This is a genomic window from Variovorax sp. P1_H2 (genome assembly GCF_056405295.1).
Map to the genome: position 1 here is coordinate 14,093 of NZ_JBFUCJ010000068.1, position 24,691 is coordinate 38,783.

Below are 24,691 nucleotides of genomic sequence, written 5' to 3' on the forward strand. Positions count from 1 at the left end.
CGTGGCACTGCGGCTAGGCGCAATCGTTGAAGCTCTCGGAGGCGAACTCCAGGGCGATCCCGGGCTCTCGATCGAGCGGCTGGCGCCGCTGGCCACGGCGGAGGGCGACGCGATCGCCTTCCTGAGCCATCCGAAGTACCAGAAAGAGCTTGCGGCCTCGCGCGCCGGCTGCGTGATCGTGGCGCCGGCGATGCGCGAAGCGGCGGCGGCGCGCGGTGCCTTCATCGAGACGGCCGATCCCTATCTCTACTTTGCACGCCTCACCCAGCTCTGGAAGAAGGCCCATGCCCGGCCCGAGGCGGCGCGCATCCATCCCAGCGCGGTGATCGACCCCGACGCGTCGATCGATCCGAGCGCCCGCATCGGCGCCCTGTGCGTGATCGAGCGCGGCGCCCGCATCGGGGCCGACACGGTGCTGAAGTCCGGCGTGACCGTGGCCGAGGACTGCGTGATCGGCGCGCGCTGCCTGCTGCACCCGGGCGTTGTGATCGGCGCCGACGGCTTCGGCCTCGCGCCGCACGAAGGTGCCTGGGTCAAGATCGAGCAGCTCGGCGCGGTGCGTATCGGCGACGACGTCGAGATCGGCGCCAACACCTGCATCGACCGCGGCGCCCTCGAGGACACCGTGATCGAGGACGGCGTCAAGCTCGACAACCTGATCCAGATCGGCCACAACGTGCGCATCGGCAAGCACACCGCGATGGCCGGCTGCGCCGCCGTCGCCGGCAGCGCCACCATCGGGGCCCATTGCACGATCGGCGGCCGGGCCGGCGTGCTGGGGCACCTGACCATTGCCGACCACGTGCACATCTCGGCCACCTCCCTGGTGACGCGATCCATTCTCAAGCCCGGTCACTACACCGGTGTGTTTCCCATCGACGACAATGCCGCCTGGGAAAAAAACGCTGCCACGCTCAAGCAACTGCACAGTCTGCGGGAGCGCCTCAAGGCGCTGGAAAAAATGACGATGCAGGACAAGAAATCATGACGACGCTCGATATCCATCAAATCCTCAAGCTGCTGCCTCACCGATACCCGTTCCTGCTGGTGGACCGCGTGCTCGAGATGGAGAAGGGCAAGCGCATCACGGCACTCAAGAACGTGACCATGAACGAGCCCTTCTTCAACGGCCATTTCCCGCATCGCCCGGTGATGCCCGGCGTGCTGATGCTGGAGGCGATGGCGCAGGCCGCCGCGCTGCTGTCCTTCCATTCGCTCGACATCGTTCCCGACGACAACACGGTCTACTACTTCGCGGCCATCGACGGAGCCCGCTTCAAACGGCCGGTCGAGCCCGGTGATCAGCTCACGCTCGAAGTCGAGATCGAGCGCATGAAGGCCGGCATCTCCAAGTTCAAGGGCCGTGCGCTGGTCGGCTCCGAACTGGCCTGCGAAGCGACGCTGATGTGCGCGATGCGCCAGATCAACTGACGCTGGTGTTCTTTCTCGCATGACCCTGATTCATTCGACGGCCATCGTCGACTCCCGGGCCGAACTCGACCCCACGGTCCGTGTCGGCCCCTACGCCGTGATCGGCCCGCAGGTGCGGGTCGGCGCCGGCACGACCATCGGCGCCCATTGCGTGATCGAGGGCCGGACCACGCTCGGCCGCGACAACCAGGTGTTCCAGTTCGCCTCGCTGGGCGCGATGCCGCAGGACAAGAAGTACGCCGGCGAACCGACCGAGCTGGTGATCGGCGACCACAACACGATCCGCGAGTTCTGCACTTTCAATCTCGGGACGGTGCAGGACATCGGCACCACGCGCATCGGCGACGACAACTGGATCATGGCCTACGTGCATATCGCGCACGACTGCCAGCTCGGCAACCAGATCACGATGGCCAACAACGTCACGCTCGCGGGCCATGTCGTGGTGGGCGACTGGGCCACCATCGGCGGTCTGACCGGCATCCTGCAGCGCATGCGCATCGGTCCCCACGCGATGGTCGGCTTCGCCAGCCACGTCGGCAAGGACGTGCCGCCCTTCATGGTGGTCGACGGCAATCCGCTGGCGGTGCGCGGCGTCAACCTGGTGGGACTGCGCCGGCGCGATTTCGGCAACGAGCGCATTGCGGTCATCCGTGAGATGCACAAGCTGATCTACCGCCAGGGCAAGACGCTCGAGGAGGCGCGCGCGGCCATCGCCGCGCTGGCGCACGAGACGCCCGAGGCGGCCGCCGATGCGGCCCTGATGGACGACTTCCTCGGCAGCTCGGCAGCCGGCATCGCCCGCTGAGCGCGTCAATGACCGCCGACACTTCAGCGCGACGTTTCGCGATGGTCGCCGGCGAGGCCTCGGGCGATCTGCTGGCCGGGCTCATGCTCGATGGCCTGCAGGCCCGCTGGCCGGCGATGAAGGCGGTCGGCATCGGCGGTCCGCAGATGCTCGCGCGCGGCTTCGAATCCTGGTGGCCGCAGGAGAAGCTTGCGGTCCGCGGCTATGTCGAGGTGCTGCGCCACTACGCCGAGATCGCCGGCATCCGGCGCCAGCTGCGGGCCCGGCTGCTGCGCGAGTCGCCCGAGATCTTCATCGGCGTCGACGCCCCCGATTTCAACCTCGACCTCGAAGCCCGCTTGCGCGCCCAGGGCATCAAGACTGCGCATTTCGTCTGCCCCTCGATCTGGGCCTGGCGCCCCGAGCGGGTCCGGAAGCTCCGGGCGGCCGCCGATCACGTGCTGTGCATCTTTCCGTTCGAGCCGGCCTTGCTCGACAAGCATGGCATCGCCGCGACCTATGTCGGCCATCCGCTCGCCAAGGTGATCCCGATGACGCCCGACCGGGCGGCCGCGCGCGCGGCGCTCGGGCTCGATCCGGAGGCCCAGGTGGTCGCCATCCTGCCCGGCAGCCGGCGTTCCGAGCTGCGCTACCTGGCGGCGATGTTCTTCGCCGCGGCCGCCTTGATGCTGAAGACCCGGCCCGGGCTGCGCTTCATCTGCCCGGTGCTGCCGGTGCTCAGGGCCGAGATGGAGCAGGTGCTGCAGGCGAGCGGCATGGCCGGGCGGGTGACGCTGCTCGACGGCCAGTCCCACACCGCGCTGGCGGCCTGCGATGTCACGCTGATCGCCAGTGGCACGGCGACGCTCGAGGCGGCGCTGTTCAAGCGGCCGATGGTGATTTCCTACCGCATGAACTCGCTGACCTGGCGGCTGGTGATGCAGCGCAAGCAATTGCAGCCCTGGGTCGGCCTGCCCAACATCCTGAGCGGCKAGTTCGTGGTGCCCGAAGTGCTCCAGGACGCCGCCACCCCGCAGGCGCTGGCCGAGGCCACGCTGGCCTGGCTCGCCTCGCCGGAGAAGGTTCACGCCTTGCAACAACGTTTCAGCGCGATGCATGCAGAATTGCTGCGCGATACGCCGACACTGTGCGCCGATGCGATCCAGAAAGTTCTTGAAGGCTGAGCAGGCCAGCCTCCTGTGGGACGGCCCGGGGCTGATGGCTGGCGTCGACGAGGCGGGCCGCGGTCCGCTGGCCGGCCCGGTGGTGGCCGCGGCCGTGATCCTCGACGACCAGCGGCCGATCCGCGGCCTGGCCGATTCGAAGACCCTGACAGCGCTGCAGCGGGAGCGCCTGCACGACCAGATCCTCGCCAAGGCGCTGTGCTGCTCGGTCGCGCAGGCCAGCGTCGAGGAGATCGATACCCACAACATCCTGCAGGCGACGATGCTGGCGATGCGGCGCGCGGTCGAGGGCCTGCGGCTGAAGCCGGTCAAGGTGCTGGTCGACGGCAACCGGCTGCCGACACTCAACGTGCTGGCCGAGGCGATCGTCAAGGGCGACGCCCGGGTCAAGGCGATCTCGGCGGCGTCGATCCTGGCCAAGGTGCATCGCGACCGGCTGTGCGCAGACCTGCACGCTGAATTCCCGCACTACGGCTTTGCCGGCCACAAGGGCTACGGCACGCCCGAGCACCTCGAGGCGCTGCTGCGCCATGGGGCCTGCGTGCATCACCGGAAATCCTTCAGCCCCGTCGCCGCAGCGCTGGCGCGAACCGCGAGCGCGGCGGAGTCGGTGACCAGCCTCGGCGGAGATTCCCGGTGAGCATCGACGCGGTCAGCCACGTCACGTCGAAGGACAACCCGCTGCTCAAGGAACTGCGCAAGCTGGCGCACGACCCGGGCGCCTACCGCAAGGCCGGCCGGGTCTGGCTCGAAGGCGACCATCTGTGCCGCGCTGCGCGCGAGCGCGGCGTACGGCCAGCGGTCGCGGTGTTCGCCGAATCGCTGTGGCCGACGGCGCGCCACGAATGGGCCGATGCGGCACCGAAGACCGTGCTGCTGCCCGATGCACTGCTGGCGGCTGTCAGCGGGCTCGAATCGCCGGCGCCGATGGGCTTCGTCCTCGACCTGCCGGCGCGGCCGAAGGTCGAGCCGTCGGCGCCCACGGTGGTGCTGGACCGCCTGCAGGACGCCGGCAATGTCGGCTCGATCCTGCGCAGTGCAGCCGCTTTCGGCTTCACCCAGGTCATCGCGCTGAAGGGCACGGCGGCGCTGTGGGCGCCCAAGGTGCTGCGTGCCGGCATGGGGGCCCACTTCGGCCTGCGGCTGATCGAAGGGGTCGGTATCGAGGCGCTCGATGCGCTCGCGGTGCCCTGGATCGCCACCAGCTCGCACCGCGGCGACTGGCTGCACCGGGCCGCGCTGCCCTTTCCCTGTGCCTGGCTGATGGGGCACGAAGGGCAGGGCGTTTCGGCCGCCCTGGAGGCCAGGGCGTCGCGCCACGTCCGGATCGCCCAGCCGGGCGGCGAGGAGTCGCTGAATGTCGCCGCCGCCGCCGCCATCTGCTTGTATGCAAGTGCTGCCGGGGCGGATTCCTAGGGTTCGGCGCCGGGCCGCCCCAAGTCGAACCGGGCCCCCTCGGGGGGCAGCGACGGCACGTCGTGCAAAGCGTGGGGGCTCGGTCAAGACGGCTATAATCAAGGGCTTTCCCGCTCACACCCCGCCCACAGCGCACGCAAGCCAACTCCTCGACGAAAGTCGCAGCCCAACAGTCAGGTTCACGTTTCCTGACGACTTGGGTTCGCTTTGGGCGTCATCCATCCGGAGATCCCAGTGCTTTTGTCTCTCAAGGGAAAATTCCCGCCCGCCATCCTGGCGCTTGCAGACGGCACGGTCTTTCTCGGCAACTCGATCGGCGCCACCGGCSCCACGACCGGCGAGGTGGTGTTCAACACCGCCATGACCGGTTACCAGGAAATCCTGACCGACCCGAGCTATTGCCAGCAGATCGTGACCCTCACGTATCCGCACGTCGGCAACTACGGCGTCAACGAGGAAGACATCGAGTCCGACAAGATCCATGCCGCCGGCCTGATCATCAAGGACCTGCCGCTGGTGGCGTCGAACTTCCGCCGCACCGCCACCCTGAGCGACTACCTGGTGCGCGGCAAGACGGTCGCGATCGCCGACATCGACACCCGAAAGCTGACCCGCCACCTGCGCACGAACGGCGCCCAGAACGGCTGCATCCTCGGCTTGGCCGAGGGCGAAACGGTCAGCCAGGCGCTGATCGACAAGGCCGTGGCCGCCGCCAAGGCCGTGCCCAGCATGGCCGGCCTCGACCTCGCCCGCGTGGTGTCGGTCCAGGAAACCTACGAGTGGACCCAGACCGAGTGGAAGCTCGGTTCGGGCTACGGCGTGCAGATCACGCCCAAGTTCCACGTCGTCGCCTTCGACTACGGCGTCAAGAAGAACATCCTGCGCATGATCGCCCAGCGCGGCGCGCGCATCACGGTGGTGCCGGCGCAGACCTCGGCGGCCGACGTGCTCAAGCTGCGTCCGGACGGCATCTTCCTGGCCAACGGCCCCGGCGACCCGGAGCCCTGCGACTACGCGATCGCGGCGGTCAAGGAACTGATCGAAACCGGCATCCCGACCTTCGGCATCTGCCTGGGGCACCAGATCATGGCGCTCGCATCGGGCGCCAAGACCTTCAAGATGAAGTTCGGCCACCATGGCGCCAACCATCCCGTGAAGGACCTGGACAACGGCCGCGTCAGCATCACGAGCCAGAACCACGGCTTCGCGGTCGACGAGAAGAGCCTGCCGGCCAACCTGCGCCCGACCCACATCAGCCTGTTCGACAACACGCTGCAGGGCATGGCTCGTACCGACAAGCCCGCGTTCTGCTTCCAGGGCCACCCCGAGGCCTCGCCCGGCCCGCATGACATCGGCTACCTGTTCGATCGCTTCACGGCACTCATGCAAAGTCACAAAGAAGGACAGAAGAATGCCTAAGCGCACAGATCTGAAAAGCATCCTCATCATCGGCGCCGGCCCGATCATCATCGGCCAGGCCTGCGAGTTCGACTACTCCGGCGYGCAGGCCTGCAAGGCGCTGCGCGAGGAGGGCTACAAGGTCATCCTGATCAACAGCAATCCGGCGACGATCATGACCGACCCGGCCACCGCCGACGTCATCTACATCGAGCCGATCACCTGGCAGACGGTCGAGAAGATCATCGCCAAGGAGCGTCAACTCAATCCAGGTGGTTTTGCGATCCTGCCCACCATGGGCGGCCAGACCGCGCTCAATTGCGCGCTCGACCTGTGGCACAACGGCGTGCTCGACAAGTACAAGGTCGAGCTGATCGGCGCCACGCCCGAGGCCATCGACAAGGCCGAGGACCGCCTGAAGTTCAAGGACGCGATGACCAAGATCGGCCTGGGTTCGGCGCGTTCGGGCATCGCCCATTCGCTCGACGAGGCCTGGGCCGTGCAGAAGACGGTCGGCTTCCCGGTCGTGATCCGCCCGAGCTTCACGCTCGGCGGCACCGGCGGCGGCATTGCCTACAACCCCGAAGAGTTTGACACCATCTGCAAGCGCGGCCTGGAAGCCTCGCCGACCAACGAGCTGCTGATCGAAGAGTCGCTGCTCGGCTGGAAAGAGTACGAGATGGAAGTCGTGCGCGACAAGGCCGACAACTGCATCATCGTCTGCTCGATCGAGAACCTCGACCCGATGGGCGTGCACACCGGCGACTCGATCACCGTCGCACCCGCGCAGACGCTGTCCGACAAGGAATACCAGATCCTGCGCAACGCCTCGCTGGCCGTGCTGCGCGAGATCGGCGTCGACACCGGCGGCTCGAACGTGCAGTTCTCGATCAACCCGAAGGACGGTCGCATGGTCGTCATCGAGATGAACCCGCGCGTCTCGCGTTCGTCGGCGCTGGCGTCGAAGGCGACCGGCTTCCCGATCGCCAAGGTGGCGGCCAAGCTGGCGGTCGGCTACACGCTCGACGAGCTGCGCAACGAGATCACCGGCGGCGCCACGCCCGCGAGCTTCGAGCCCAGCATCGACTACGTGGTGACCAAGATCCCGCGCTTTGCGTTCGAGAAGTTCCCGCAGGCCGACTCGCGCCTGACGACGCAGATGAAGTCTGTCGGCGAGGTGATGGCGATGGGCCGCACTTTCCAGGAGTCGTTCCAGAAGGCGCTGCGCGGGCTGGAAGTCGGCGTCGACGGCCTCAACGAGAAGACGCAGGACCGCGAAGTGCTCGAGAAGGAGCTCGGCGAGCCCGGCCCCGACCGCATCTGGTACGTCGGCGATGCCTTCGCGATGGGCCTGAGCGTCGACGAAGTCTTCGCGCTGACCAAGATCGATCCGTGGTTCCTGGTGCAGATCGAGGAGATCGTGAAGATCGAGCTCGAACTGGAAACGAAGTCGCTGGACGACATCGACAAGGCGACCTTGCTCGCGCTGAAGAAGAAGGGCTTCTCCGACCGCCGCCTGGCGCGCCAGCTGAAGACCACCGACACCGCGATCCGCGAGAAGCGCCGCGCTCTCGGCGTGCGCCCGGTCTACAAGCGGGTCGACACCTGCGCGGCCGAGTTCGCGACCAACACCGCCTACATGTACTCGACCTACGAGGACGAGTGCGAGGCCGCGCCGACCACCAACAAGAAGATCATGGTGCTCGGCGGCGGGCCCAACCGCATCGGCCAGGGCATCGAGTTCGACTACTGCTGCGTGCATGCCGCGCTCGCGATGCGCGAGGACGGCTACGAGACCATCATGGTCAACTGCAACCCCGAGACCGTGTCGACCGACTACGACACCAGCGACCGCCTGTACTTCGAGCCGCTGACGCTCGAGGACGTGCTCGAGATCGTCGACAAGGAAAAGCCGACCGGCGTGATCGTGCAGTACGGCGGCCAGACGCCGCTCAAGCTCGCGCTCGACCTGGAAGCCAACGGCGTGCCGATCATCGGCACCAGCCCCGACATGATCGACGCCGCCGAGGACCGCGAGCGCTTCCAGAAGCTGCTGCACGAGCTCGGCCTGCGCCAGCCGCCGAACGCCACCGCGCGCACCGAGCCCGAGGCGCTCGAAAAGGCCGCCGCGCTGGGCTATCCGCTGGTGGTGCGCCCGAGCTACGTGCTCGGCGGCCGGGCGATGGAGATCGTCCACGAGCAGCGCGACCTCGAGCGCTATATGCGCGAAGCGGTCAAGGTCAGCAACGATTCGCCGGTGCTGCTCGACCGCTTCCTCAACGACGCGATCGAATGCGACGTCGACTGCCTGCGCGATGCCGAAGGCACCACCTTGATCGGCGGCGTGATGGAGCACATCGAGCAGGCCGGCGTGCACTCGGGCGACTCCGCCTGCTCGCTGCCGCCCTACAGCCTGAAGGCCGACACCGTGGCCGAACTCAAGCGCCAGAGCGCCGCAATGGCCAAGGCGCTGAACGTGGTCGGCCTCATGAACGTCCAGTTCGCGATCCAGGAGAAGGACGGCAAGGACGTGATCTACGTGCTCGAGGTCAACCCGCGCGCGTCGCGCACGGTGCCCTACGTGAGCAAGGCGACCGGCATCCAGTTGGCGAAGGTCGCGGCCCGCTGCATGGCGGGCCAGTCGCTGAAGTCGCAAGGTGTGACGAAGGAAGTCACGCCGCCTTACTTCAGCGTCAAGGAAGCCGTGTTCCCGTTCGTCAAGTTCCCGGGCGTGGACACCATTCTCGGCCCCGAGATGAAGTCCACCGGCGAAGTGATGGGCGTGGGCAAGACCTTCGGCGAGGCCTTCGTGAAGTCGCAGATCGGCGCCGGCACCATCCTGCCGAAGTCCGGCAAGGTGTTCATCTCGGTCAAGAACAACGACAAGGCACGGGCCGTCGAAGTCGCCCGCGGCCTTGCGAAGCTCGGCTTCGTGCTGATCGCGACCAAGGGCACGGCGGCGGCGATCAGCGCCGCGGGCATCGCCTGCGCGGTGGTCAACAAGGTCACCGAAGGTCGTCCGCACATCGTCGACATGATCAAGAACAACGAGATTGCGCTGGTCATCAACACGGTGGAAGAGCGCCGCAACGCGATCGCCGACTCGCGCCAGATCCGCACTTCGGCGCTGCTGGCTCGCGTGACCACCTTCACGACCATCTTCGGTGCCGAAGCCGCGGTCGAGGGCATGCAGCACATGGACGAGCTCGGCGTGATCTCGATCCAGGAGATGCATGAACAGTTGCTCGAACACTGAGCTCGCCCCCAGGTTGCCCGCACTTCGTGTCGGGCGCCCACCCCCGACCGGGGGCAACACCAGCGGCCCGGCGGAGCCGGTTCCGCGGTGGGGCTGTTGCTCGCCCCCAGGTTGCCCCGCACTTCGTGTCGGGGCGCCCACCCCCTGCCGGGGGCAACACCAGCGGCCCGGCAAAGCCGGTTCCGCGGTGTTTCTGGAACGGGCTTTGCTGCGCTTGCCCTTGATCGAGCGCAGGGCCTTGCGGGCTGGGTGAGCACAGAATCGCGTCGAAGGAGTTTTTTGCATGGACACCCAGCTCGTAGAGCTTGCCCTTGACGACTGGAGCGCCGCCACGCCGAACGAGGCGTGGATCGCGGCGCTCGAGGCGGGCAAGGTGCTGTACTTCCCGCGGCTCGGCTTCGACCTGCTGGCCGAGGAACAGGCCTTGTTGTCGCCCGCCGTGCTGTCGCCCGACGTGCGCAACATCAGCCTCGACGCCAGCGGACGCATCAAGGGCGTGGCCGGCGACGAAGCGCGGCAACAGGCGGTGGCGGCGATGATCGGGCGCTTCCGCACCCAGGCGAAGGGGCTGATCCACGGCCTGCTGCCGCACTACGTGCCGGCGCTCCGGATGGCGCCCACCAGCTACCGGCCGGCGCAGGTCGAGACCCGGGTCCAGTCATGGCGCGCCGACGATCGCCGGCTGCACGTCGACGCCTTTCCCTCGCGTCCCAACTATGGCGAGCGCATCCTGCGCGTGTTCACCAACGTCAATCCGCAGGGCGCGCCGCGCGTCTGGCGGGTCGGTGAGCCCTTCGAGATGGTCGCCCGGCGTTTCCTGCCGCGGGCCAAGCCCTATTCGCGCTGGCAGGCGAAGCTGCTGCGGTCGCTGCGCGTGACCAAGTCGCTGCGCAGCGAGTACGACCACCTGATGCTGCAATTGCACGACGGCATGAAGTCCGACCTGGACTACCAGCAGAAATGCGAGCAGCAGACCGTGCCGTTCCCGGCCGGGTCGGTGTGGGTCTGCTTCTCCGACCAGACCTCGCATGCCGTGATGTCGGGCCAGTACATGCTCGAGCAGACACTCCATCTGCCCGCCGCAAGGCAATACAATCCCCAATCCAGCCCGCTCGCAATCCTGAGCCGGCTGACCGGACGCACGCTCGTCTGACTTTTTTCTCCCTTCGACCGCCGAACGGCAGCGTTCGGCGGTTTCGCTTTCTGGAGCAACGAAATGGCAACCATCCCGATCACCAAGCGCGGCGCCGAGAAGCTGCGCGAAGAACTGCAACGACTCAAGACGGTCGACCGCCCATGGGTCATCAACTCGATCGCCGAGGCCCGGGCCCAGGGCGACCTGAGCGAAAACGCCGAGTACGAGGCCGCCAAGGACCGCCAGGGCTTCATCGAGGGCCGCATCCAGGACATCGAAGGCAAGCTGTCGGCGGCCCAGGTCATCGATCCGACCGCACTCGACGCCGGCGGCAAGGTGGTGTTCGGGTCCACGGTCGAACTCGAGGAAGAGAAGACCGGCGAGGCGCTCAAGTACCAGATCGTCGGCGAGGACGAGGCCGACCTCAAGCTCGGGCTCGTCAACGTCTCGAGCCCGATCGCGCGGGCGCTGATCGGCAAGGAAGAGGGCGACACCGCGGAGGTGCAGGCGCCCGGTGGCGTCAAGCGCTACGAGATCGTCGCCGTCAGCTACCTCTGACCGGCATCCTGCGCGCATGAAGGACCGCATCGCCCTGCTGGTCGCCGCCTTCTGGTGGGGCAGCCTCTCCGCCATCGGCTTCCTGGTGGTGCCGATGCTGTTCGCCCGGCTCGGCAGTCCGGCCGTGGCCGGCAACATGGCGGGCCAGCTGTTCGCGGCCCAGACCTGGGTGGCGCTGGCTTGCGGATTGGTGCTGCTGGTGCACTTCCGGGCTCAGGCCGGCGAGCGGATCGACGGGCCGGCCCGAACCGCGATCGGCTGGATCGTCACCGCGCTGCTGTTGGCGCTGCTGCAGCAGTACGCGGTCGCGCCGCGGATCCTGGCGCGCGAGAACCTCAAGCTCTGGCACGCGCTCGGCAGCGCCATGTACCTGGGCCAGTGGCTCTGTGCCGGTGTCCTGCTGTGGCGGATGGGGCGCCGCTCCTGATCGAGGGCAGCCCTGCCGGGGGGGCCTGATCAGGCCTTCCAGAAGCGCGTGATCCAGCGCGCCGGCCGGATGAATCGGAAGCGCCGGTTGCGCCGTCCGGCCAGGGCGTCGGGCGGGTTGCATTCCCCGTGGAAGACCATGATCCGCGCGCCTTCCGGCACGAAGGGCTCGCGCCAGTAATTGGTCGGCCAGGTCGGGATGCCGTGGTACTTGAAGCTCGGGCACCAGGCCTCGGGCCAGTAGGCGAGCTTGCCCTGCCGGTACATGAAGTCCGACAGGTAGGCTTGCTCGTTGCGGTATTCGGCCTGCACCTTGTCCATGTTCTGGCGGAAGTTCGCCAGCACGTCGGGATGCGCGCCGATTTCGAAGCGGTACACCGACGAGTTGCCGGTGATGCGCCGACGCCGCCAGGGCCGCTCGTAGTCGTGGATGATCAGGAACTGGCCCGGCTGCTCGAAGAAGTCGTCCAGGGGGCCCACCACCACGACGTCGAGGTCGATGAACAGCGCCGTGCCGCGCAGGCCGTACAGGTCGGCTTCGAAGGTGGTCAGCTTCTTCCAGGCCCGGTCCGGCTGCCCCGGGGCCAGCTCCAGGTCCAGCGGCGGGATCGGGAAGCAGCTGACTTCGCTGCGGATGCCCTTGGGGTCGTCGGTCAGGCAGACGAAGCTGAAGTCGCCGGTGAGATGGCGCCGAACCATCGCGTAGAGGCGGTTGACGTAGTCGGGCCCGTACTTGGCGCCCCATTTCATGCACAGGACGTGTCGCTGGGGCTTGCCCGCAGTCTGGCTCGGCATCCTCAGTCTGCCTGGTTCCGTTTCTTGGCCGAGAGCGGCCGCTTGGCCTTGGCGCGCTTGATCGTGCCGCCGGGCGTCAGCCGCTGGTTGCCGAGCACCCGCAGGGTCTTGATCTCCGGGCGCTGGCCGGCGCGCTTGCTGTACTTGATCACCTTGACGTCGCGCGGCCCGGGCATGCGGTCCTCGTCGACCGTGCGCTCCTTCTCGGGGATCGGCCGCCACAGCACCAGCAGCTTGCCGATGTGCTGGATCGGGGCGGCGTCCAGTTCGTCGGACATCGTCTTGAGCATGGCCTCGCGGGCGGCGCGGTCGTCGGAGAACACGCGCACCTTGATCAGGCCGTGGGCCTTGAGCGCGGCATCGGCCTCCTTGAGGACGGCAGGGGTCAGCCCGTCGCCGCCGATCATGACGATCGGGTCCAGATGGTGCGCTTCGGAGCGGTGCACCTTGCGCTGCGCAGGGGTAAGTTGAATGGCGGGCATCCCCGTATTATCGAGTGTCAATGAACCCCAAACCCAAATCCAAGAAGCTGAACAAGGCGTGGCTGCACGATCACCTCAACGATCCCTACGTGAAACTGGCCAACCGGGAGGGCTATCGCGCCCGTGCCGCGTACAAGCTGAAGGAGATCGACGAGACGCTGGGACTCATTCGGCCGGGGCAGCTGGTGGTCGACCTCGGCTCCACGCCGGGCGCCTGGAGCCAGTACGTGAGGCGCCGGATGGCTCCTGCCGGCGCCGCTTCGGGCGAGCTGGCCGGCACCATCATCGCGCTCGACATCCTGCCGATGGAGCCGATCGAGGGCGTCACTTTCCTGCAGGGCGATTTCCGCGAGGCGGATGTGCTGGAGAAGCTGGCCCTGGCCATGGGCGGCCGGCTGGCCGACGTCGTGGTCTCGGACATGGCGCCCAATCTCTCGGGCATCGCCTCGGCGGACACCGCGCGCATCGCCCACCTGATCGAGCTGGCCATCGATTTCGCCCGCCACCACATGAAGCCCGAGGGCGCGCTGGTCGCGAAACTGTTCCACGGCAGCGGCTACGCCGAGCTGACCCGGCTCTTCAAGGACAACTTCCGCACCGTAAAGCCCATCAAACCCAAGGCTTCGCGCGACAAGTCGTCGGAGACCTTCATGGTCGGGATCGGCCTCAAAGGCCTTGATACCAATTGATACGTACCAAAAACCGCTTGTGCCCTATGGCTGCTCTGGGGAATTTACGGGTTTTCGCAGGTTGAAAAGCCTAAAATAGTCGCCAATTGCCGCCCACAGTGCGCTTTTTTGAGTCCTATTTTTTGCGCGCCCCCGACTGGAGTTTCGTTTGAACAATCAGTGGTTTTCCAAAGTTGCCGTCTGGCTTGTCATCGCGATGGTGTTGTTCACTGTGTTCAAGCAGTTCGACACCCGCGGCGCAGCCGGTGCGGGCAACATCGGCTACAGCGACTTCCTCGAGGAAGTTCGCGGCAACCGCATCAAGAGCGCGACCATCCAGGAAGGCCAGGGAGGCAGCGAGATCGTCGCCATTACCAATGACGACCGCAAGATCCGCACCACCGCCACCTACCTCGACCGCGGCCTGGTCGGCGACCTGATCGCCAACAACGTCAAGTTCGACGTCAAGCCGCGCGAGGAGGGCTCCCTCCTGATGACGCTGCTGGTCAGCTGGGGTCCGATGCTGCTGCTGATCGGCGTCTGGGTCTACTTCATGCGGCAGATGCAGGGCGGCGGCAAGGGCGGCGCCTTCAGCTTCGGCAAGAGCAAGGCGCGGATGCTCGACGAGAACACCAACCAGGTCACCTTCGCCGACGTCGCGGGTTGCGACGAGGCCAAGGAAGAAGTCAAGGAAGTGGTCGACTTCCTGAAGGATCCGGCCCGCTTCCAGAAACTCGGCGGCCGGATTCCGCGCGGCCTGCTGCTGGTCGGCCCTCCCGGCACCGGCAAGACCCTGCTGGCCAAGAGCATCGCCGGCGAGGCCAAGGTGCCGTTCTTCTCGATCTCGGGTTCCGACTTCGTCGAGATGTTCGTCGGCGTCGGCGCGGCCCGTGTGCGCGACATGTTCGAGAACGCCAAGAAGAACGCCCCCTGCATCATCTTCATCGACGAAATCGACGCCGTCGGGCGCCAGCGCGGCGCCGGCCTCGGTGGCGGCAACGACGAGCGCGAACAGACCTTGAACCAGATGCTGGTCGAGATGGACGGTTTCGAGACCAATCTCGGCGTGATCGTGGTGGCTGCGACCAACCGCCCGGACATCCTCGACGCCGCCCTGCTGCGCCCCGGCCGTTTCGACCGCCAGGTCTACGTGACGCTGCCGGACATCCGCGGCCGCGAGCAGATCCTCAACGTCCACATGCGCAAGGTGCCGCTCGGCCAGGATGTCAACGCGAGCATCATCGCCCGCGGCACGCCCGGCATGTCGGGTGCCGACCTGGCCAATCTCTGCAACGAGGCCGCGCTGATGGCCGCACGCCGCAACGCGCGCGTGGTCGAGATGCAGGACTTCGAGAAGGCCAAGGACAAGATCTTCATGGGCCCCGAGCGCAAGAGCATGGTGATGCCCGAGGAAGAGCGCCGCAACACGGCCTACCACGAGTCCGGCCATGCGCTGATCGGCAAGCTGCTGCCCAAGTGCGATCCGGTGCACAAGGTGACCATCATCCCGCGCGGCCGCGCACTCGGCGTCACCATGAGCCTGCCGGCGCAGGACCGCTACAGCTACGACCGCGAGTACATGCTGAACCAGATCAGCATGCTGTTCGGCGGCCGCATCGCCGAGGAAGTGTTCATGCACCAGATGACCACCGGCGCCAGCAACGACTTCGAGCGCGCGACCCAGATCGCCCGCGACATGGTGATGCGCTATGGCATGACCGAATCGCTGGGTCCGATGGTCTATGCCGAGAACGAAGGCGAGGTGTTCCTGGGCCGCTCGGTCACCAAGACCACCAACATGAGCGAGTCGACCATGCAGAAGGTCGACGCCGAAGTCCGCCGCATCATCGACGAGCAGTACGCCCTGGCGCGCCGCCTGATCGAGGAGAACAGCGACAAGATGCACGCCATGGCCAAGGCCCTGCTCGAATGGGAAACCATCGACACCGAGCAGCTCGACGACATCATGGCCGGCCGTGCACCGCGCCCGCCGAAGGACTGGACCCCGCGCATCCCGCCGTCGAACAGCGGCGGCGGCAGTGGCGGCACGCCGGCGGTGACCCCCGATCCGGCACCGACCGCCGCCTGAGCATGATGCTCTGGCAATCGACGGGGCCTCTGGCCCCGTTTTTCATGGTCGGGCACCGCGCATGACTGTTTCAGTGTGGCGCACGGCGCGCTTCGCCATCGACCTCGCGCGACCCCAGGTGATGGGCATCGTCAACGTCACGCCCGACTCGTTTTCCGACGGCGGGGCGCATGCGTCGACAGCGGACGCGGTCGCGCATTGCGTGCGGCTGGTCGAGGAGGGCGCGGACATCCTGGACATCGGCGGCGAGTCGACGCGGCCCGGCAGTCCGGCCGTGCCGCTCGACGCCGAACTTGCGCGCGTGCTGCCGGTGGTGCGCGAGGCGGTCGCGCTGGGGGTGCCGATCTCGGTCGATACCTACAAGCCGGAGGTGATGCGCGCCGTGCTGGACCTGGGTGTCGACATCGTCAACGACGTCTGGGCGCTTCGGCGGCCCGGCGCGATGCAGGCGGCGGCGGCGCATCCTTCTTGCGGGATCTGCCTGATGCACATGCACCGCGATCCGCAGACGATGCAGGCGGCGCCGATGGAGGGCGACGTGGTGCCCGTCGTGCGCAGCTTCCTCGAGCGGCAGGCGCAGGCGCTGGCCGGACTCGGGGTCGACGCGTCGCGCATCGTGCTCGACCCGGGCATCGGTTTCGGCAAGACCGTCGAACAGAATTTCGCGCTGCTGGCGCGCCAGCGGGAATTGCTCGCAGGCGGCTGGCCGGTGCTGGCAGGCTGGTCGCGAAAGTCCTCGCTCGGCACCGTCACCGGCATTGCCGCTGCCGGCGAACGCATGGTTCCCAGCGTGGCCGCGGCGGTGCTGGCGGTCGAACGGGGCGCCGCCATCGTCCGCGTGCACGATGTGCGAGAGACCGTCGCCGCGCTCGCCGTGTGGCGGGCGATGACGCAGCAACAAGGATAGAAAAGCAATGACAAGAAAGTATTTCGGTACCGACGGCATTCGCGGCACGGTGGGCCAGCCGCCGATCACGCCGGACTTCGTGCTGCGGCTCGCGCATGCGGTCGGTCGCGTGCTCAAGAAGACCGAGGCACGACCGACCGTGCTGATCGGCAAGGACACCCGCATCTCGGGCTACATGCTCGAATCGGCACTCGAATCCGGCTTCAATTCGGCCGGCGTCGATGTCGTTCTGCTCGGACCCCTGCCGACGCCCGGCGTCGCCTATCTGACGCGCGCGCAGCGCGCCAGCCTGGGCGTGGTGATCAGCGCCAGCCACAACGCATTTCCCGACAACGGCATCAAGTTCTTCAGCGCCCAGGGCACCAAGCTCAGCGACGAATGGGAGCTGGCGGTCGAGGCGGCCCTCGAGGAAGCCCCGGTCTGGGCCGACTCGGCGCAACTCGGCAAGGCGCGCCGGCTCAACGATGCGCCGGGGCGCTACACGGAGTTCTGCAAGAGCACCTTCGCCAACGACCTCACGCTGCGCGGCATGAAGCTGGTGGTCGACGCCGCCCACGGCGCCGCCTACCAGGTGGCGCCGCAGGTCTTCCATGAGCTGGGTGCCGACGTGGTCAGCATCGGCTGCGCGCCCGACGGGCTCAACATCAACAAGGGCGTCGGAGCCACCCATCCCGGGGCCTTGATTGCCGCGGTCCGCGCCCATGCCGCCGACTACGGCATCGCACTCGACGGCGATGCCGACCGTCTGCAGCTGGTGGATGCCGATGGGCGCCTTTTCAATGGCGACGAGCTGCTCTACCTGATGGTGATGGAACGCATCGCGCGCGGCGAGAAGCCGGCCGGCGTGGTCGGCACGCTGATGACCAACAAGGCGATCGAGATGGCGCTGAAGCGGCAGGGCATCGAGTTCGTGCGTGCCAGGGTCGGCGACCGCTATGTGCTCGAAGAGCTCGAGAAGCGCCGCTGGCTGCTCGGCGGCGAGGGTTCGGGCCACCTGCTCGCGCTCGATCGGCACACCACCGGCGATGGCATCGTGAGCGCGCTCCAGGTGCTGCAGGCCTGCGTGCGCAGCGGGCGGCGCGTGGGCGAACTGCTGGCCGGCGTGAGCCTCTTCCCTCAGACGCTCATCAATGTCCGCCTCGCCGAGGGGCAGGACTGGAAAGCCAACAAGGCGCTGGCCGCCGAGAGCGAGCGCGCCGAGCGAGAGCTCGGCGACAGCGGACGGGTGCTGATCCGTGCCAGCGGTACCGAGCCGCTGCTGCGCGTGATGGTCGAGGCGCGCGATGCGGCGCAGGCCGAGGCCTGTGCGCGCCGCAWCGCGGAGACGGTGAAGCTCGCCTAGAGCGCCGGCCATGGGCAACGAGATCGACATCGTGATGGCCGACTATCGCGACCCTGCGCACGCGCGAGCGGTCGTGAACCTGCTCGACGCCTATGCGCGGGATCCCGCAGGCGGGGGAGAGCCACTGGCGCCGGAGGTGCTCGCCGGCTTGCCGGAGGCGCTCGCGGCGCGGCCCCAGGCCTTCAGCGTGCTGGCCTACGCAGGCGAGCAGCCGATCGGGCTGGTCAATTGCATCGAGGGCTTCTCGACCTTCGCTTGCCGACCGCTGGTCAACGTGCACGACGTGGTCGTGCTGGCCAGCCACCGCGGCCAGCGGGTGGCGCAACGCATGCTGGAACGGGTCGCGGCCGAGGCGCGCGCCCGCGGCGCCTGCAAGCTCACGCTGGAAGTGCTGTCGGGCAACCCGAGCGCGCTGCGCGCCTACGAGCGCGAGGGCTTCCAGCGCTACCAGCTCGACCCCGCCTTCGGCTCGGCGCTTTTCCTCCAGAAGAAGCTGTGAAAAAGCCGCCGGCACCCGAGGGTGCGCGGCGGCTCGATTCAATGGGTTCGATCAGAACCGGGTCACGGGCATGGCGTCGTCCCCGGGCTTGGCCGGTGCGTACTTGCCCAGTTCCCACTTGGCGATCGCGTTGCGGTGCACCTCGTCCGGGCCGTCGGCGAAGCGCAGCGTGCGGGCGCCGGCGTAGGCATAGGCGAGCGGAAAGTCGTCGCACATGCCGCCGCCGCCGTGCACCTGCATCGCCCAGTCGATCACCTGGCAGGCCATGTTCGGCGCCACGACCTTGATCATCGCGATCTCGGTCTTTGCAACCTTGTTGCCGGCCACGTCCATCAGCCAGGCCGCCTTGAGCGTCAGCAGGCGCGCCATGTCGATCTTGCAGCGGGCTTCGGCGATGCGCTCCTGCGTCACGGTCTGCGAGGCGACGGTCTTGCCGAAGGCCACGCGCGAGCTGGCACGCTTGCACATCAGTTCGAGCGCGCGCTCGGCCAGCCCGATCAGGCGCATGCAGTGGTGGATGCGTCCCGGGCCGAGGCGGCCCTGGGCGATCTCGAAGCCGCGGCCCTCGCCGAGCAGGATGTTGCCGACCGGGACGCGCACGTTCTCGAACAGCATCTCGACGTGGCCGTGCGGTGCGTCGTCATAGCCCATCACGTTGAGCGGACGCAGGATCTTGATGCCCTTGGCATCGGCCGGCACGATCACCATGCTCTGCTGCGAATGCTTGGGCGCGTCGGGTTCCGACTTGCCCATCGTGATGAAGACCTTGCAGCGCGGGTCGGCAGCGCCCGAGATCCACCACTTGCGGCCGTTGATCACGTACTCGTCGCCCTGGCGCTCGATGCGGGTCGAGATGTTGGTCGCGTCGCTCGATGCGACGTCGGGTTCGGTCATCGCGAAGGCGGAGCGGATCTCGCCTTCGAGCAGCGGCTTGAGCCAGCGTGCCTTGATCTCTTCGGAGCCGTAGCGCGCGATGGTTTCCATGTTGCCGGTGTCGGGCGCCGAGCAGTTGAAGGCTTCGCTGGCCCATGGCACCCGGCCCATGATCTCGGCCAGCGGCGCGTATTCCTGGTTGGTCAGGCCGGCGCCGGCGTAGCCCGAGGCGGCGGCGCTGTCGACCGGCAGGAACAGGTTCCACAACCCCTGCGCCTTGGCCTTGGCCTTGACCTTCTCGACCGTTTCGAGCGCACTCCAGCGCTTGCCGGCCGCCGTGTTGGCCGCCAGCTCGGCCGCGTACGCGGGCTCCGCGGGGTAGATGTGCTCGTCCATGAAAGCGCTGACGCGCTTTTGAAGCTCTTTGGTCTTGGCCGAGTATTCGAAGTCCATGTCGTCTCCAGGTGGGTAAATGCTCAGGCGGCCCGCGCCGCGCCGGTCATGCTTTCTTGGCGAATTGCCAGGCCATTTCGGCCATCGGTCGCGCGCCGCGGCCCGATGCCACGGCTTGTTCGCTCGATGCGGTTCCGGCCTCGACCCGCTTGGCGATGCCCTGCAGGATCGCCGCGATGCGGAACAGGTTGTAGGCCAGGTAGAAGTTCCAGTCGGGCGCCAGCGCCTCGGGCGTCGTCAGGCCCGTGCGGTCGCAGTAGCGGCGGATGTATTCGCTCTCGGTCGGAATGCCCAGACTCTGGAGGTCGAGTCCGCCGATGCCGCGCGACATCGCGTGCGGGATGTGCCAGGCCATGCAGTGGTAGCTGAAATCGGCCAGCGGATGGCCGAGCGTCGACAGTTCCCAGTCGAGCACCGCGATGGCGCGCGGCTCGGTCGCGTGGAACATCAGGTTGTCGAGGCGGAAGTCGCCGTGCACGATCGAGCTCATCGATTCGTCGCGAGCGCTGGCCGGGATGTGGGCCGGCAGCCATTCCATGAGCCGATCCATCTCGGGGATCGGCTGCGTGACCGAGGCCACGTACTGCTTGCTCCAGCGGCCGATCTGGCGCTCGAAATAGTTGCCGGGCTTGCCGTAGTCGGCCAGGCCGCGCTCGGCAAACTTGACCGTGTGCAGCGCCGCGATGACGCGGTTCATCTCGTCGTAGATGGCGGTGCGGGTCGCGTTGTCCATGCCGGGCAGCGACTGGTCCCAGAGCACACGGCCGGCCATGAACTCCATCACGTAGAAGGCGCGGCCGATGATGGATTCGTCCTCGCAGAGGCAATACATCTTCGGCACCGGCACGTCGGTGCCGGCCAGGCCGCTCATGACCTTGAACTCGCGTTCGACCGCGTGCGCCGACGGCAGCAGCAAGGCGGTCGGGCCCGGCTTGGCGCGCATCACGTAGCTCTGCGACGGCGTCACGAGCTTGTAGGTCGGGTTCGACTGGCCGCCCTTGAACATCTCGACCGAGAGCGGACCCTTGAAGCCCTCGAGCTTCTTCTCGAGCCAGGCGGTCAGGGCGTCGATGTCGACGAGGTGCTGCTGCGAGACGGCACGCGTGCCGACGAAATTGTCGAAGTCCTGGGTCATGTCTCTTCTTTATTGGTCATCGGCTTCGGAGATGCGCATCAGCGCGGCGCGGTCGAGCACCACCAGCCCGCCCGATTCGATGCGGATCGCTTCCTCGCGCTCCATCGCCTTGAGCTCCTGGTTGACGCGCTGGCGCGAGGCGCCGAGCAACTGGGCGAGCTCCTCCTGGGCCAGGTGCAGGCCGATGCGCATCTGGCTGCCGTCCGCCAGGTTCGGCACGCCGTAGCTGCGCACCAGATGGATCAGCTGCTTGGCCAGGCGAGCGCGCAAGGGCAGCGTATTGAGGTCCTCGACCAGCCCGAACAGCTGCCGGATACGGCGCGCCTGCAGCCGCATCAGGGCTTCGTAGAGCTCGACGTGGTTCGACAGGATCTTCTGGAAATCGGCCCGCGCCACGCACAGGATCGTGGTGTCGCCATGCGCATAGGCATCGTGCGTGCGCCGGTCGCCGTCGAAGATCGCCACGTCGCCGAACCAGATGCCCGGCTCGACGTAGGTCAGCGTCACCTGCTTGCCCGAGACTGCCGTCGAGCTCACGCGCACCGCGCCCTTCGCGCAGGCGATCCACTGTTCGGGCGGATCGCCGCGAGCGGCGATCAGCTCGCCGTCCTTGTAGCGTTTGACGAATGCACATCGGAGGATGTCGTGGCGCAAAGAAGGTGAAAGGGAGGAGAACCAGCGACCACTGTTGATCGCTTCACGTTCTTCGATGGTAAGAATGGGGTCGTCCATGGACTGTCCTGTCGGTGACTGAAAGGCTAGGGGTTGTCACGGGAGCGACGCGCCCGTCATTCGTAGCGGGGCGTCTCCTTGGCGAGGAAGGCGGAGATGCCGATGCCCGCGTTGGGGTGGTGCAGGTTGCGCACGAAGTGGTCGCGCTCCTGCGACAGCTGCGACACCAGCGTCGCGCCGCGGGCGTCGCTGAGCAATTCCTTGATGCTGGCCAGCGCATTCGGCGCCCGGGCATTGAGCTTGGCGGCCAGCGCCAGCGCGGCGGCCAACGCCTGGCCGTTCTCGGTCAGCTGGTTGACCAGGCCGAGCTGATGCAGGCGCGCCGGCTCCACCCGCTCGCCCTGCATCAGCCATTCGCTCGCGAGCTGGCGCGGCAGCGCCCGCGCCAGGTGCCAGCTCAGGCCGCCGTCCGGCGACAGGCCGACGTTGCTGTACGACGCCGCGAACACCGCATCGCGCGCCGACACCACGAAGTCGCAGGCCAGTGCCAGAGAGAAGCCGGCGCCGGCCGCCGCGCCCTCGACCGCCGCGATGACCGGCTTCGGGAAGGTGCGGATCGAGTCGATCCAGGTATGGAGCGCCTCGATGCTCTCGGCCTGCACCGAGGGCTCGCGGTCGCGGTTGGCCGACAGCCGCTGCAGCGAGCCGCCGGCGCAGAACCACTTGCCCTCGCCGACGATCACGACGCTCTTGATCTCCTGGCTGCTCTCGGCGCCGTTCAGCGCCTCGATGCCGGCGGCGTACATCTCGGGGCCCAGCGCATTGCGCATCGAGGGGTTGGACAGGGTCAGCACCATGGTGCCCCCTTCGCTGGTGCTTTTGAGTTCTGCGGTCATGGTGCTTTGCTTACTCTTCGAGGTGGGTGAGGCTCAGGCCGAGGGCGCCGCGGCGGCGCAGCCACGGACTCGGGCGATAGCGCGGATCGCCGTAGACGGTCTGCAGGTTGAACAGGACTTCCAGCATGTTGGTCGGGCCGTAGAGGTCGCCCATGGCCAGCGGCCCCTGCGGGTAGCCGAGCCCGAGCCGGACCGCGAGCTCGAGATCGGCCGGCGAGCAAACGCCCTGCTGGCACATGTCGGAGGCGATGTTCACGACGGTCGCCACCACGCGCTGGGTGACGAAGCCGCCGCTGTCGCGGATCACGCTGACCGCCTTGCCGTCGCCGGCGAAGAGGGCGTGCGCCGCATCGCGCATGTCGCGCCGGGTGGCCGGGTTGGTCGCCAGCACGCGGCGCTTGGTGGCCGCGTCGTCCACCATCAGGTCGATGCCGACCGTGCGGGTGGCGTCGAGCCGCTCGACCGCGGCCACGGTGGTGACGTCGAAGCCGAGGGGCGCGACCAGGATCAGCGCCGTGGCGGAAGGCGCGGCACCGCTTTCGAGCTGCGCGCCCAGCGTATGCACCAGTCGCAGCAGTTCGGGACGACGGGCCGCGCGCGGCGAGACCCAGACCGGCGGCAAGGCGTCGACCTTCGGCACCGGCGGCTCGGCCGGCTTCTGCATCTCGCCATCGGGATAGCGATAGAAGCCTTCGCCGGTCTTGCGGCCCAGCGCGCCTGCGGCCAGACGCTGTGCCGTGATGATGCTGGGACGGAAGCGCGGCTCCTCGTAGTACTGGTGGTAGATCGACTCCATCACCGGATGGGAGACATCGAGTGCGGTCAGGTCCAGCAGTTCGAAGGGGCCGAGGCGAAAACCCGCCTGGTCGCGCAGGATGCGATCGATGGTGGCGAAGTCGGCCACGCCCTCGCCGGCGATGCGCAGCGCCTCGGTGCCGTAGCCGCGACCGGCGTGGTTGACGATGAAGCCGGGCGTGTCCTTGGCCTGCACCGCACTGTGGCCCATCTGCTCGGCGTAGGCGGCCAGTTGACGGCAGCGCTCGGGCTCGGTCTTGAAGCCGGCCACCACCTCGACCACCTTCATCAGCGGCACCGGATTGAAGAAGTGGAAGCCGGCCATCCGCCCCGGGTGCTTCAAGGCGGCCGCGATCGCGGTCACCGACAGCGAAGATGTGTTGGTGGCCAGCGTGGCCGACGACGAGACCACGGTCTCGAGTTGCCGGAACAGCTGGCGCTTGACCTCCAGGTCCTCGACCACGGCTTCGATCACCAGGTCGCAGGCGGCGAGCGCCTGCACCGAGTCGACGGCCAGCACGCGCGCAGCCAGGGCGTCGCGCTGGGCCGCGTCGAGCTTGCCCTTGTCGAGTTGCTTCTGCCACTGCGCGAGCAGGGCCTCGCGCCCGCGTGCCGCGGCGCCTTCGAAGCTGTCGAGCAGCAGCACCCGACTCCCGGCTTGCGCCGCGATCTGGGCGATGCCTCGCCCCATGGCACCGGCACCGATGACGCCGACGTTGGAAAATTTCACGGTCATTTGATAATTGTCTCTCTATGAATGTTCGCCCCTGACCCTCGTGTCAGAATGTGTCAACTTTCGATTGCTATTGCGGCAGCCCATTTTGCAATTCCCACGACGCGCGGCGAGCCTGCTCATTTTCGGCCTCGCCCTTGAATCATCCGCCTTGACGATCGGACGGCCCCTAGGCGCCGTCTGGATCGGCAAGCCGTTGGACGTGGTGATTCCGCTTTCGGTCGACGCGGCGGAGGGCGGCGAATCCTTGTGCCTCCACGCCGACGTGCTGCAGGGCGACACCGCGATCTCCGACCGGCGCGTGACCGTATCGTTCGAGACCGGGTCGACGGGATCCCGCGCCCGTGTCCGTTCGACAGTGCCGATCGAGGAGCCGGTGGTCACGCTGACCCTCAGGGCCGGCTGCGACCTGAAGTCCATTCGCAACTACGTGCTGCTGGCCGATGTGCCGGTCGATGCCGCGCTGCCCGCGGCGACGGCACCCGCGGCCCGCCAGATGCCCGAGTTCGCGCCAGCGCCGCGGCCAGCCGCACGCACCGCCTCTCGCGCCGCGGCGGGGGATGGAGGGCTCGCCGGCCCGGAGAACGGCGCTTCGCCACCGGCGCCCCGACGCAGCAATCCGCCTGCGCCGCGCACCCAGCCGGCGGCCGATGCGCCGCCCGCGCCACGTCGTGCCGCGGCCGATCCCGCCGCGGCGTCAAGGCGCGCTGCGGCACTGCCTGCGCCTGCGCCTGCGCCTGCCGCGCGCGTCGCAGCCAGGC

Annotated in this window: 23 protein-coding genes and 1 pseudogene; 17 read left to right on the forward strand and 7 right to left on the reverse strand. The window is 67.6% G+C overall.

What is annotated here, in order from left to right; genetic code table 11:
- Position 1 precedes the first annotated feature (1 nt).
- The 11 genes from lpxD to AC1D2E_RS21565 all read left to right on the forward strand — a co-directional run bounded on the left by lpxD (position 2) and on the right by AC1D2E_RS21565 (position 11,592).
- Positions 2–988 carry a UDP-3-O-(3-hydroxymyristoyl)glucosamine N-acyltransferase gene (gene lpxD / locus AC1D2E_RS21515; protein ID WP_478199275.1) on the forward strand — a complete coding sequence of 329 codons (987 nt, stop codon included), beginning with the start codon at positions 2–4 and terminating at the stop codon, positions 986–988.
- Complete coding sequence (gene fabZ, locus AC1D2E_RS21520; protein ID WP_478176491.1) at positions 985–1,431, forward strand: 3-hydroxyacyl-ACP dehydratase FabZ; 447 nt, start codon at positions 985–987, stop codon at positions 1,429–1,431. The genes lpxD and fabZ overlap by 4 nt, the downstream gene beginning before the upstream one ends.
- Before the next feature lie 19 nt (positions 1,432–1,450).
- The gene (lpxA, locus tag AC1D2E_RS21525) at positions 1,451–2,239 is read left to right on the forward strand and encodes an acyl-ACP--UDP-N-acetylglucosamine O-acyltransferase (protein ID WP_478199276.1); all 789 of its coding nucleotides are present in this window, start codon (positions 1,451–1,453) and stop codon (positions 2,237–2,239) included.
- A gap of 8 nt (positions 2,240–2,247) precedes the next feature.
- Entirely contained in the window at positions 2,248–3,402 is a 1,155-nt protein-coding gene (gene lpxB / locus AC1D2E_RS21530) for a lipid-A-disaccharide synthase (RefSeq protein ID WP_478199277.1), read from the forward strand.
- Positions 3,374–4,042 carry a ribonuclease HII gene (rnhB, locus tag AC1D2E_RS21535; protein ID WP_478176488.1) on the forward strand — a complete coding sequence of 223 codons (669 nt, stop codon included), beginning with the start codon at positions 3,374–3,376 and terminating at the stop codon, positions 4,040–4,042. Before lpxB ends, rnhB begins: the two co-directional genes overlap by 29 nt.
- Entirely contained in the window at positions 4,039–4,818 is a 780-nt protein-coding gene (locus tag AC1D2E_RS21540; RefSeq protein ID WP_478176487.1) for a TrmH family RNA methyltransferase, read from the forward strand. Before rnhB ends, AC1D2E_RS21540 begins: the two co-directional genes overlap by 4 nt.
- Before the next feature lie 234 nt (positions 4,819–5,052).
- Positions 5,053–6,237 (forward strand): glutamine-hydrolyzing carbamoyl-phosphate synthase small subunit, encoded by a 1,185-nt coding sequence (gene carA / locus AC1D2E_RS21545; protein WP_478199278.1) that lies wholly within the window; start codon positions 5,053–5,055, stop codon positions 6,235–6,237.
- A complete protein-coding gene (gene carB / locus AC1D2E_RS21550; RefSeq protein ID WP_478199279.1) occupies positions 6,230–9,472 on the forward strand; it encodes a carbamoyl-phosphate synthase large subunit in 3,243 nt (1,080 codons plus the stop codon). The genes carA and carB overlap by 8 nt, the downstream gene beginning before the upstream one ends.
- A 283-nt stretch (positions 9,473–9,755) precedes the next feature.
- Complete coding sequence (locus tag AC1D2E_RS21555; protein ID WP_478199280.1) at positions 9,756–10,625, forward strand: Kdo hydroxylase family protein; 870 nt, start codon at positions 9,756–9,758, stop codon at positions 10,623–10,625.
- Positions 10,626–10,688: 63 nt separating this feature from the next.
- The gene (gene greA, locus AC1D2E_RS21560) at positions 10,689–11,165 is read left to right on the forward strand and encodes a transcription elongation factor GreA (RefSeq protein ID WP_478199281.1); all 477 of its coding nucleotides are present in this window, start codon (positions 10,689–10,691) and stop codon (positions 11,163–11,165) included.
- Between the two features lie 16 nt (positions 11,166–11,181).
- Positions 11,182–11,592, forward strand: coding sequence for a DUF4149 domain-containing protein (locus AC1D2E_RS21565; protein WP_478199282.1), 411 nt, complete (start codon positions 11,182–11,184; stop codon positions 11,590–11,592).
- 29 nt (positions 11,593–11,621) lie between these two features.
- Here AC1D2E_RS21565 and AC1D2E_RS21570 read toward each other — a convergent pair whose 3' ends face one another.
- Together AC1D2E_RS21570 and AC1D2E_RS21575 are read right to left on the reverse strand one after the other, a co-directional pair.
- Positions 11,622–12,386: a glycosyltransferase gene (locus AC1D2E_RS21570; RefSeq protein WP_478199283.1), complete on the reverse strand. Its 765-nt coding sequence runs from the start codon at positions 12,384–12,386 to the stop codon at positions 11,622–11,624.
- A 2-nt stretch (positions 12,387–12,388) separates the two neighbouring features.
- A complete protein-coding gene (locus AC1D2E_RS21575; protein WP_478176480.1) occupies positions 12,389–12,868 on the reverse strand; it encodes a YhbY family RNA-binding protein in 480 nt (159 codons plus the stop codon).
- A 20-nt stretch (positions 12,869–12,888) separates the two neighbouring features.
- On the opposite strand from AC1D2E_RS21575, the gene AC1D2E_RS21580 reads away from it, so the two are divergent.
- From AC1D2E_RS21580 to AC1D2E_RS21600, 5 genes are all read left to right on the forward strand, one after another.
- A complete protein-coding gene (locus AC1D2E_RS21580) occupies positions 12,889–13,557 on the forward strand; it encodes an RlmE family RNA methyltransferase (protein WP_478199284.1) in 669 nt (222 codons plus the stop codon).
- 148 nt (positions 13,558–13,705) lie between these two features.
- Positions 13,706–15,625, forward strand: a complete 1,920-nt coding sequence (gene ftsH / locus AC1D2E_RS21585; protein ID WP_478199285.1) for an ATP-dependent zinc metalloprotease FtsH — start codon at positions 13,706–13,708, stop codon at positions 15,623–15,625.
- A gap of 61 nt (positions 15,626–15,686) precedes the next feature.
- A complete protein-coding gene (gene folP / locus AC1D2E_RS21590) occupies positions 15,687–16,532 on the forward strand; it encodes a dihydropteroate synthase (protein ID WP_478199286.1) in 846 nt (281 codons plus the stop codon).
- A 7-nt stretch (positions 16,533–16,539) separates the two neighbouring features.
- A complete protein-coding gene (gene glmM, locus AC1D2E_RS21595; protein ID WP_478199287.1) occupies positions 16,540–17,874 on the forward strand; it encodes a phosphoglucosamine mutase in 1,335 nt (444 codons plus the stop codon).
- A gap of 10 nt (positions 17,875–17,884) precedes the next feature.
- Positions 17,885–18,373, forward strand: coding sequence for a GNAT family N-acetyltransferase (locus AC1D2E_RS21600; RefSeq protein ID WP_478199288.1), 489 nt, complete (start codon positions 17,885–17,887; stop codon positions 18,371–18,373).
- Between the two features lie 51 nt (positions 18,374–18,424).
- Here the strand turns inward: AC1D2E_RS21600 and AC1D2E_RS21605 are convergent, their stop codons facing one another.
- Genes AC1D2E_RS21605 through AC1D2E_RS21625 form a run of 5 tightly spaced genes read right to left on the reverse strand, consistent with a single transcriptional unit; the run spans position 18,425 to position 23,933 of the window.
- Entirely contained in the window at positions 18,425–19,699 is a 1,275-nt protein-coding gene (locus tag AC1D2E_RS21605; RefSeq protein ID WP_478199289.1) for an acyl-CoA dehydrogenase family protein, read from the reverse strand.
- Between the two features lie 46 nt (positions 19,700–19,745).
- A complete protein-coding gene (locus tag AC1D2E_RS21610) occupies positions 19,746–20,834 on the reverse strand; it encodes a phosphotransferase (protein ID WP_478199290.1) in 1,089 nt (362 codons plus the stop codon).
- A gap of 9 nt (positions 20,835–20,843) precedes the next feature.
- A complete protein-coding gene (locus AC1D2E_RS21615) occupies positions 20,844–21,566 on the reverse strand; it encodes a Crp/Fnr family transcriptional regulator (protein ID WP_478176472.1) in 723 nt (240 codons plus the stop codon).
- A 56-nt stretch (positions 21,567–21,622) separates the two neighbouring features.
- Complete coding sequence (locus tag AC1D2E_RS21620) at positions 21,623–22,402, reverse strand: oxepin-CoA hydrolase, alternative type (protein WP_478199291.1); 780 nt, start codon at positions 22,400–22,402, stop codon at positions 21,623–21,625.
- Positions 22,403–22,412: 10 nt separating this feature from the next.
- A complete protein-coding gene (locus tag AC1D2E_RS21625; protein WP_478199292.1) occupies positions 22,413–23,933 on the reverse strand; it encodes a 3-hydroxyacyl-CoA dehydrogenase in 1,521 nt (506 codons plus the stop codon).
- A 148-nt stretch (positions 23,934–24,081) separates the two neighbouring features.
- On the opposite strand from AC1D2E_RS21625, the pseudogene AC1D2E_RS21630 reads away from it, so the two are divergent.
- Positions 24,082–24,691 (forward strand): annotated as a pseudogene (locus AC1D2E_RS21630) (hypothetical protein); the annotation flags it as partial.

Excerpts from the sequence above, each read along its gene's own strand:
- fabZ (WP_478176491.1), top strand. The coding sequence starts at position 985 with ATGACGACGCTCGATATCCATCAAATCCTCAAGCTGCTGCCTCACCGA.
- lpxA (WP_478199276.1), top strand. The coding sequence starts at position 1,451 with ATGACCCTGATTCATTCGACGGCCATCGTCGACTCCCGGGCCGAACTC.
- rnhB (WP_478176488.1), top strand. The coding sequence starts at position 3,374 with ATGCGATCCAGAAAGTTCTTGAAGGCTGAGCAGGCCAGCCTCCTGTGG.
- AC1D2E_RS21555 (WP_478199280.1), top strand. The coding sequence starts at position 9,756 with ATGGACACCCAGCTCGTAGAGCTTGCCCTTGACGACTGGAGCGCCGCC.
- greA (WP_478199281.1), top strand. The coding sequence starts at position 10,689 with ATGGCAACCATCCCGATCACCAAGCGCGGCGCCGAGAAGCTGCGCGAA.
- AC1D2E_RS21565 (WP_478199282.1), top strand. The coding sequence starts at position 11,182 with ATGAAGGACCGCATCGCCCTGCTGGTCGCCGCCTTCTGGTGGGGCAGC.
- AC1D2E_RS21570 (WP_478199283.1), bottom strand. The coding sequence starts at position 12,386 with ATGCCGAGCCAGACTGCGGGCAAGCCCCAGCGACACGTCCTGTGCATG.
- AC1D2E_RS21575 (WP_478176480.1), bottom strand. The coding sequence starts at position 12,868 with ATGCCCGCCATTCAACTTACCCCTGCGCAGCGCAAGGTGCACCGCTCC.
- AC1D2E_RS21580 (WP_478199284.1), top strand. The coding sequence starts at position 12,889 with ATGAACCCCAAACCCAAATCCAAGAAGCTGAACAAGGCGTGGCTGCAC.
- folP (WP_478199286.1), top strand. The coding sequence starts at position 15,687 with ATGACTGTTTCAGTGTGGCGCACGGCGCGCTTCGCCATCGACCTCGCG.
- AC1D2E_RS21600 (WP_478199288.1), top strand. The coding sequence starts at position 17,885 with ATGGGCAACGAGATCGACATCGTGATGGCCGACTATCGCGACCCTGCG.
- AC1D2E_RS21605 (WP_478199289.1), bottom strand. The coding sequence starts at position 19,699 with ATGGACTTCGAATACTCGGCCAAGACCAAAGAGCTTCAAAAGCGCGTC.
- AC1D2E_RS21610 (WP_478199290.1), bottom strand. The coding sequence starts at position 20,834 with ATGACCCAGGACTTCGACAATTTCGTCGGCACGCGTGCCGTCTCGCAG.
- AC1D2E_RS21615 (WP_478176472.1), bottom strand. The coding sequence starts at position 21,566 with ATGGACGACCCCATTCTTACCATCGAAGAACGTGAAGCGATCAACAGT.
- AC1D2E_RS21620 (WP_478199291.1), bottom strand. The coding sequence starts at position 22,402 with ATGACCGCAGAACTCAAAAGCACCAGCGAAGGGGGCACCATGGTGCTG.
- AC1D2E_RS21625 (WP_478199292.1), bottom strand. The coding sequence starts at position 23,933 with ATGACCGTGAAATTTTCCAACGTCGGCGTCATCGGTGCCGGTGCCATG.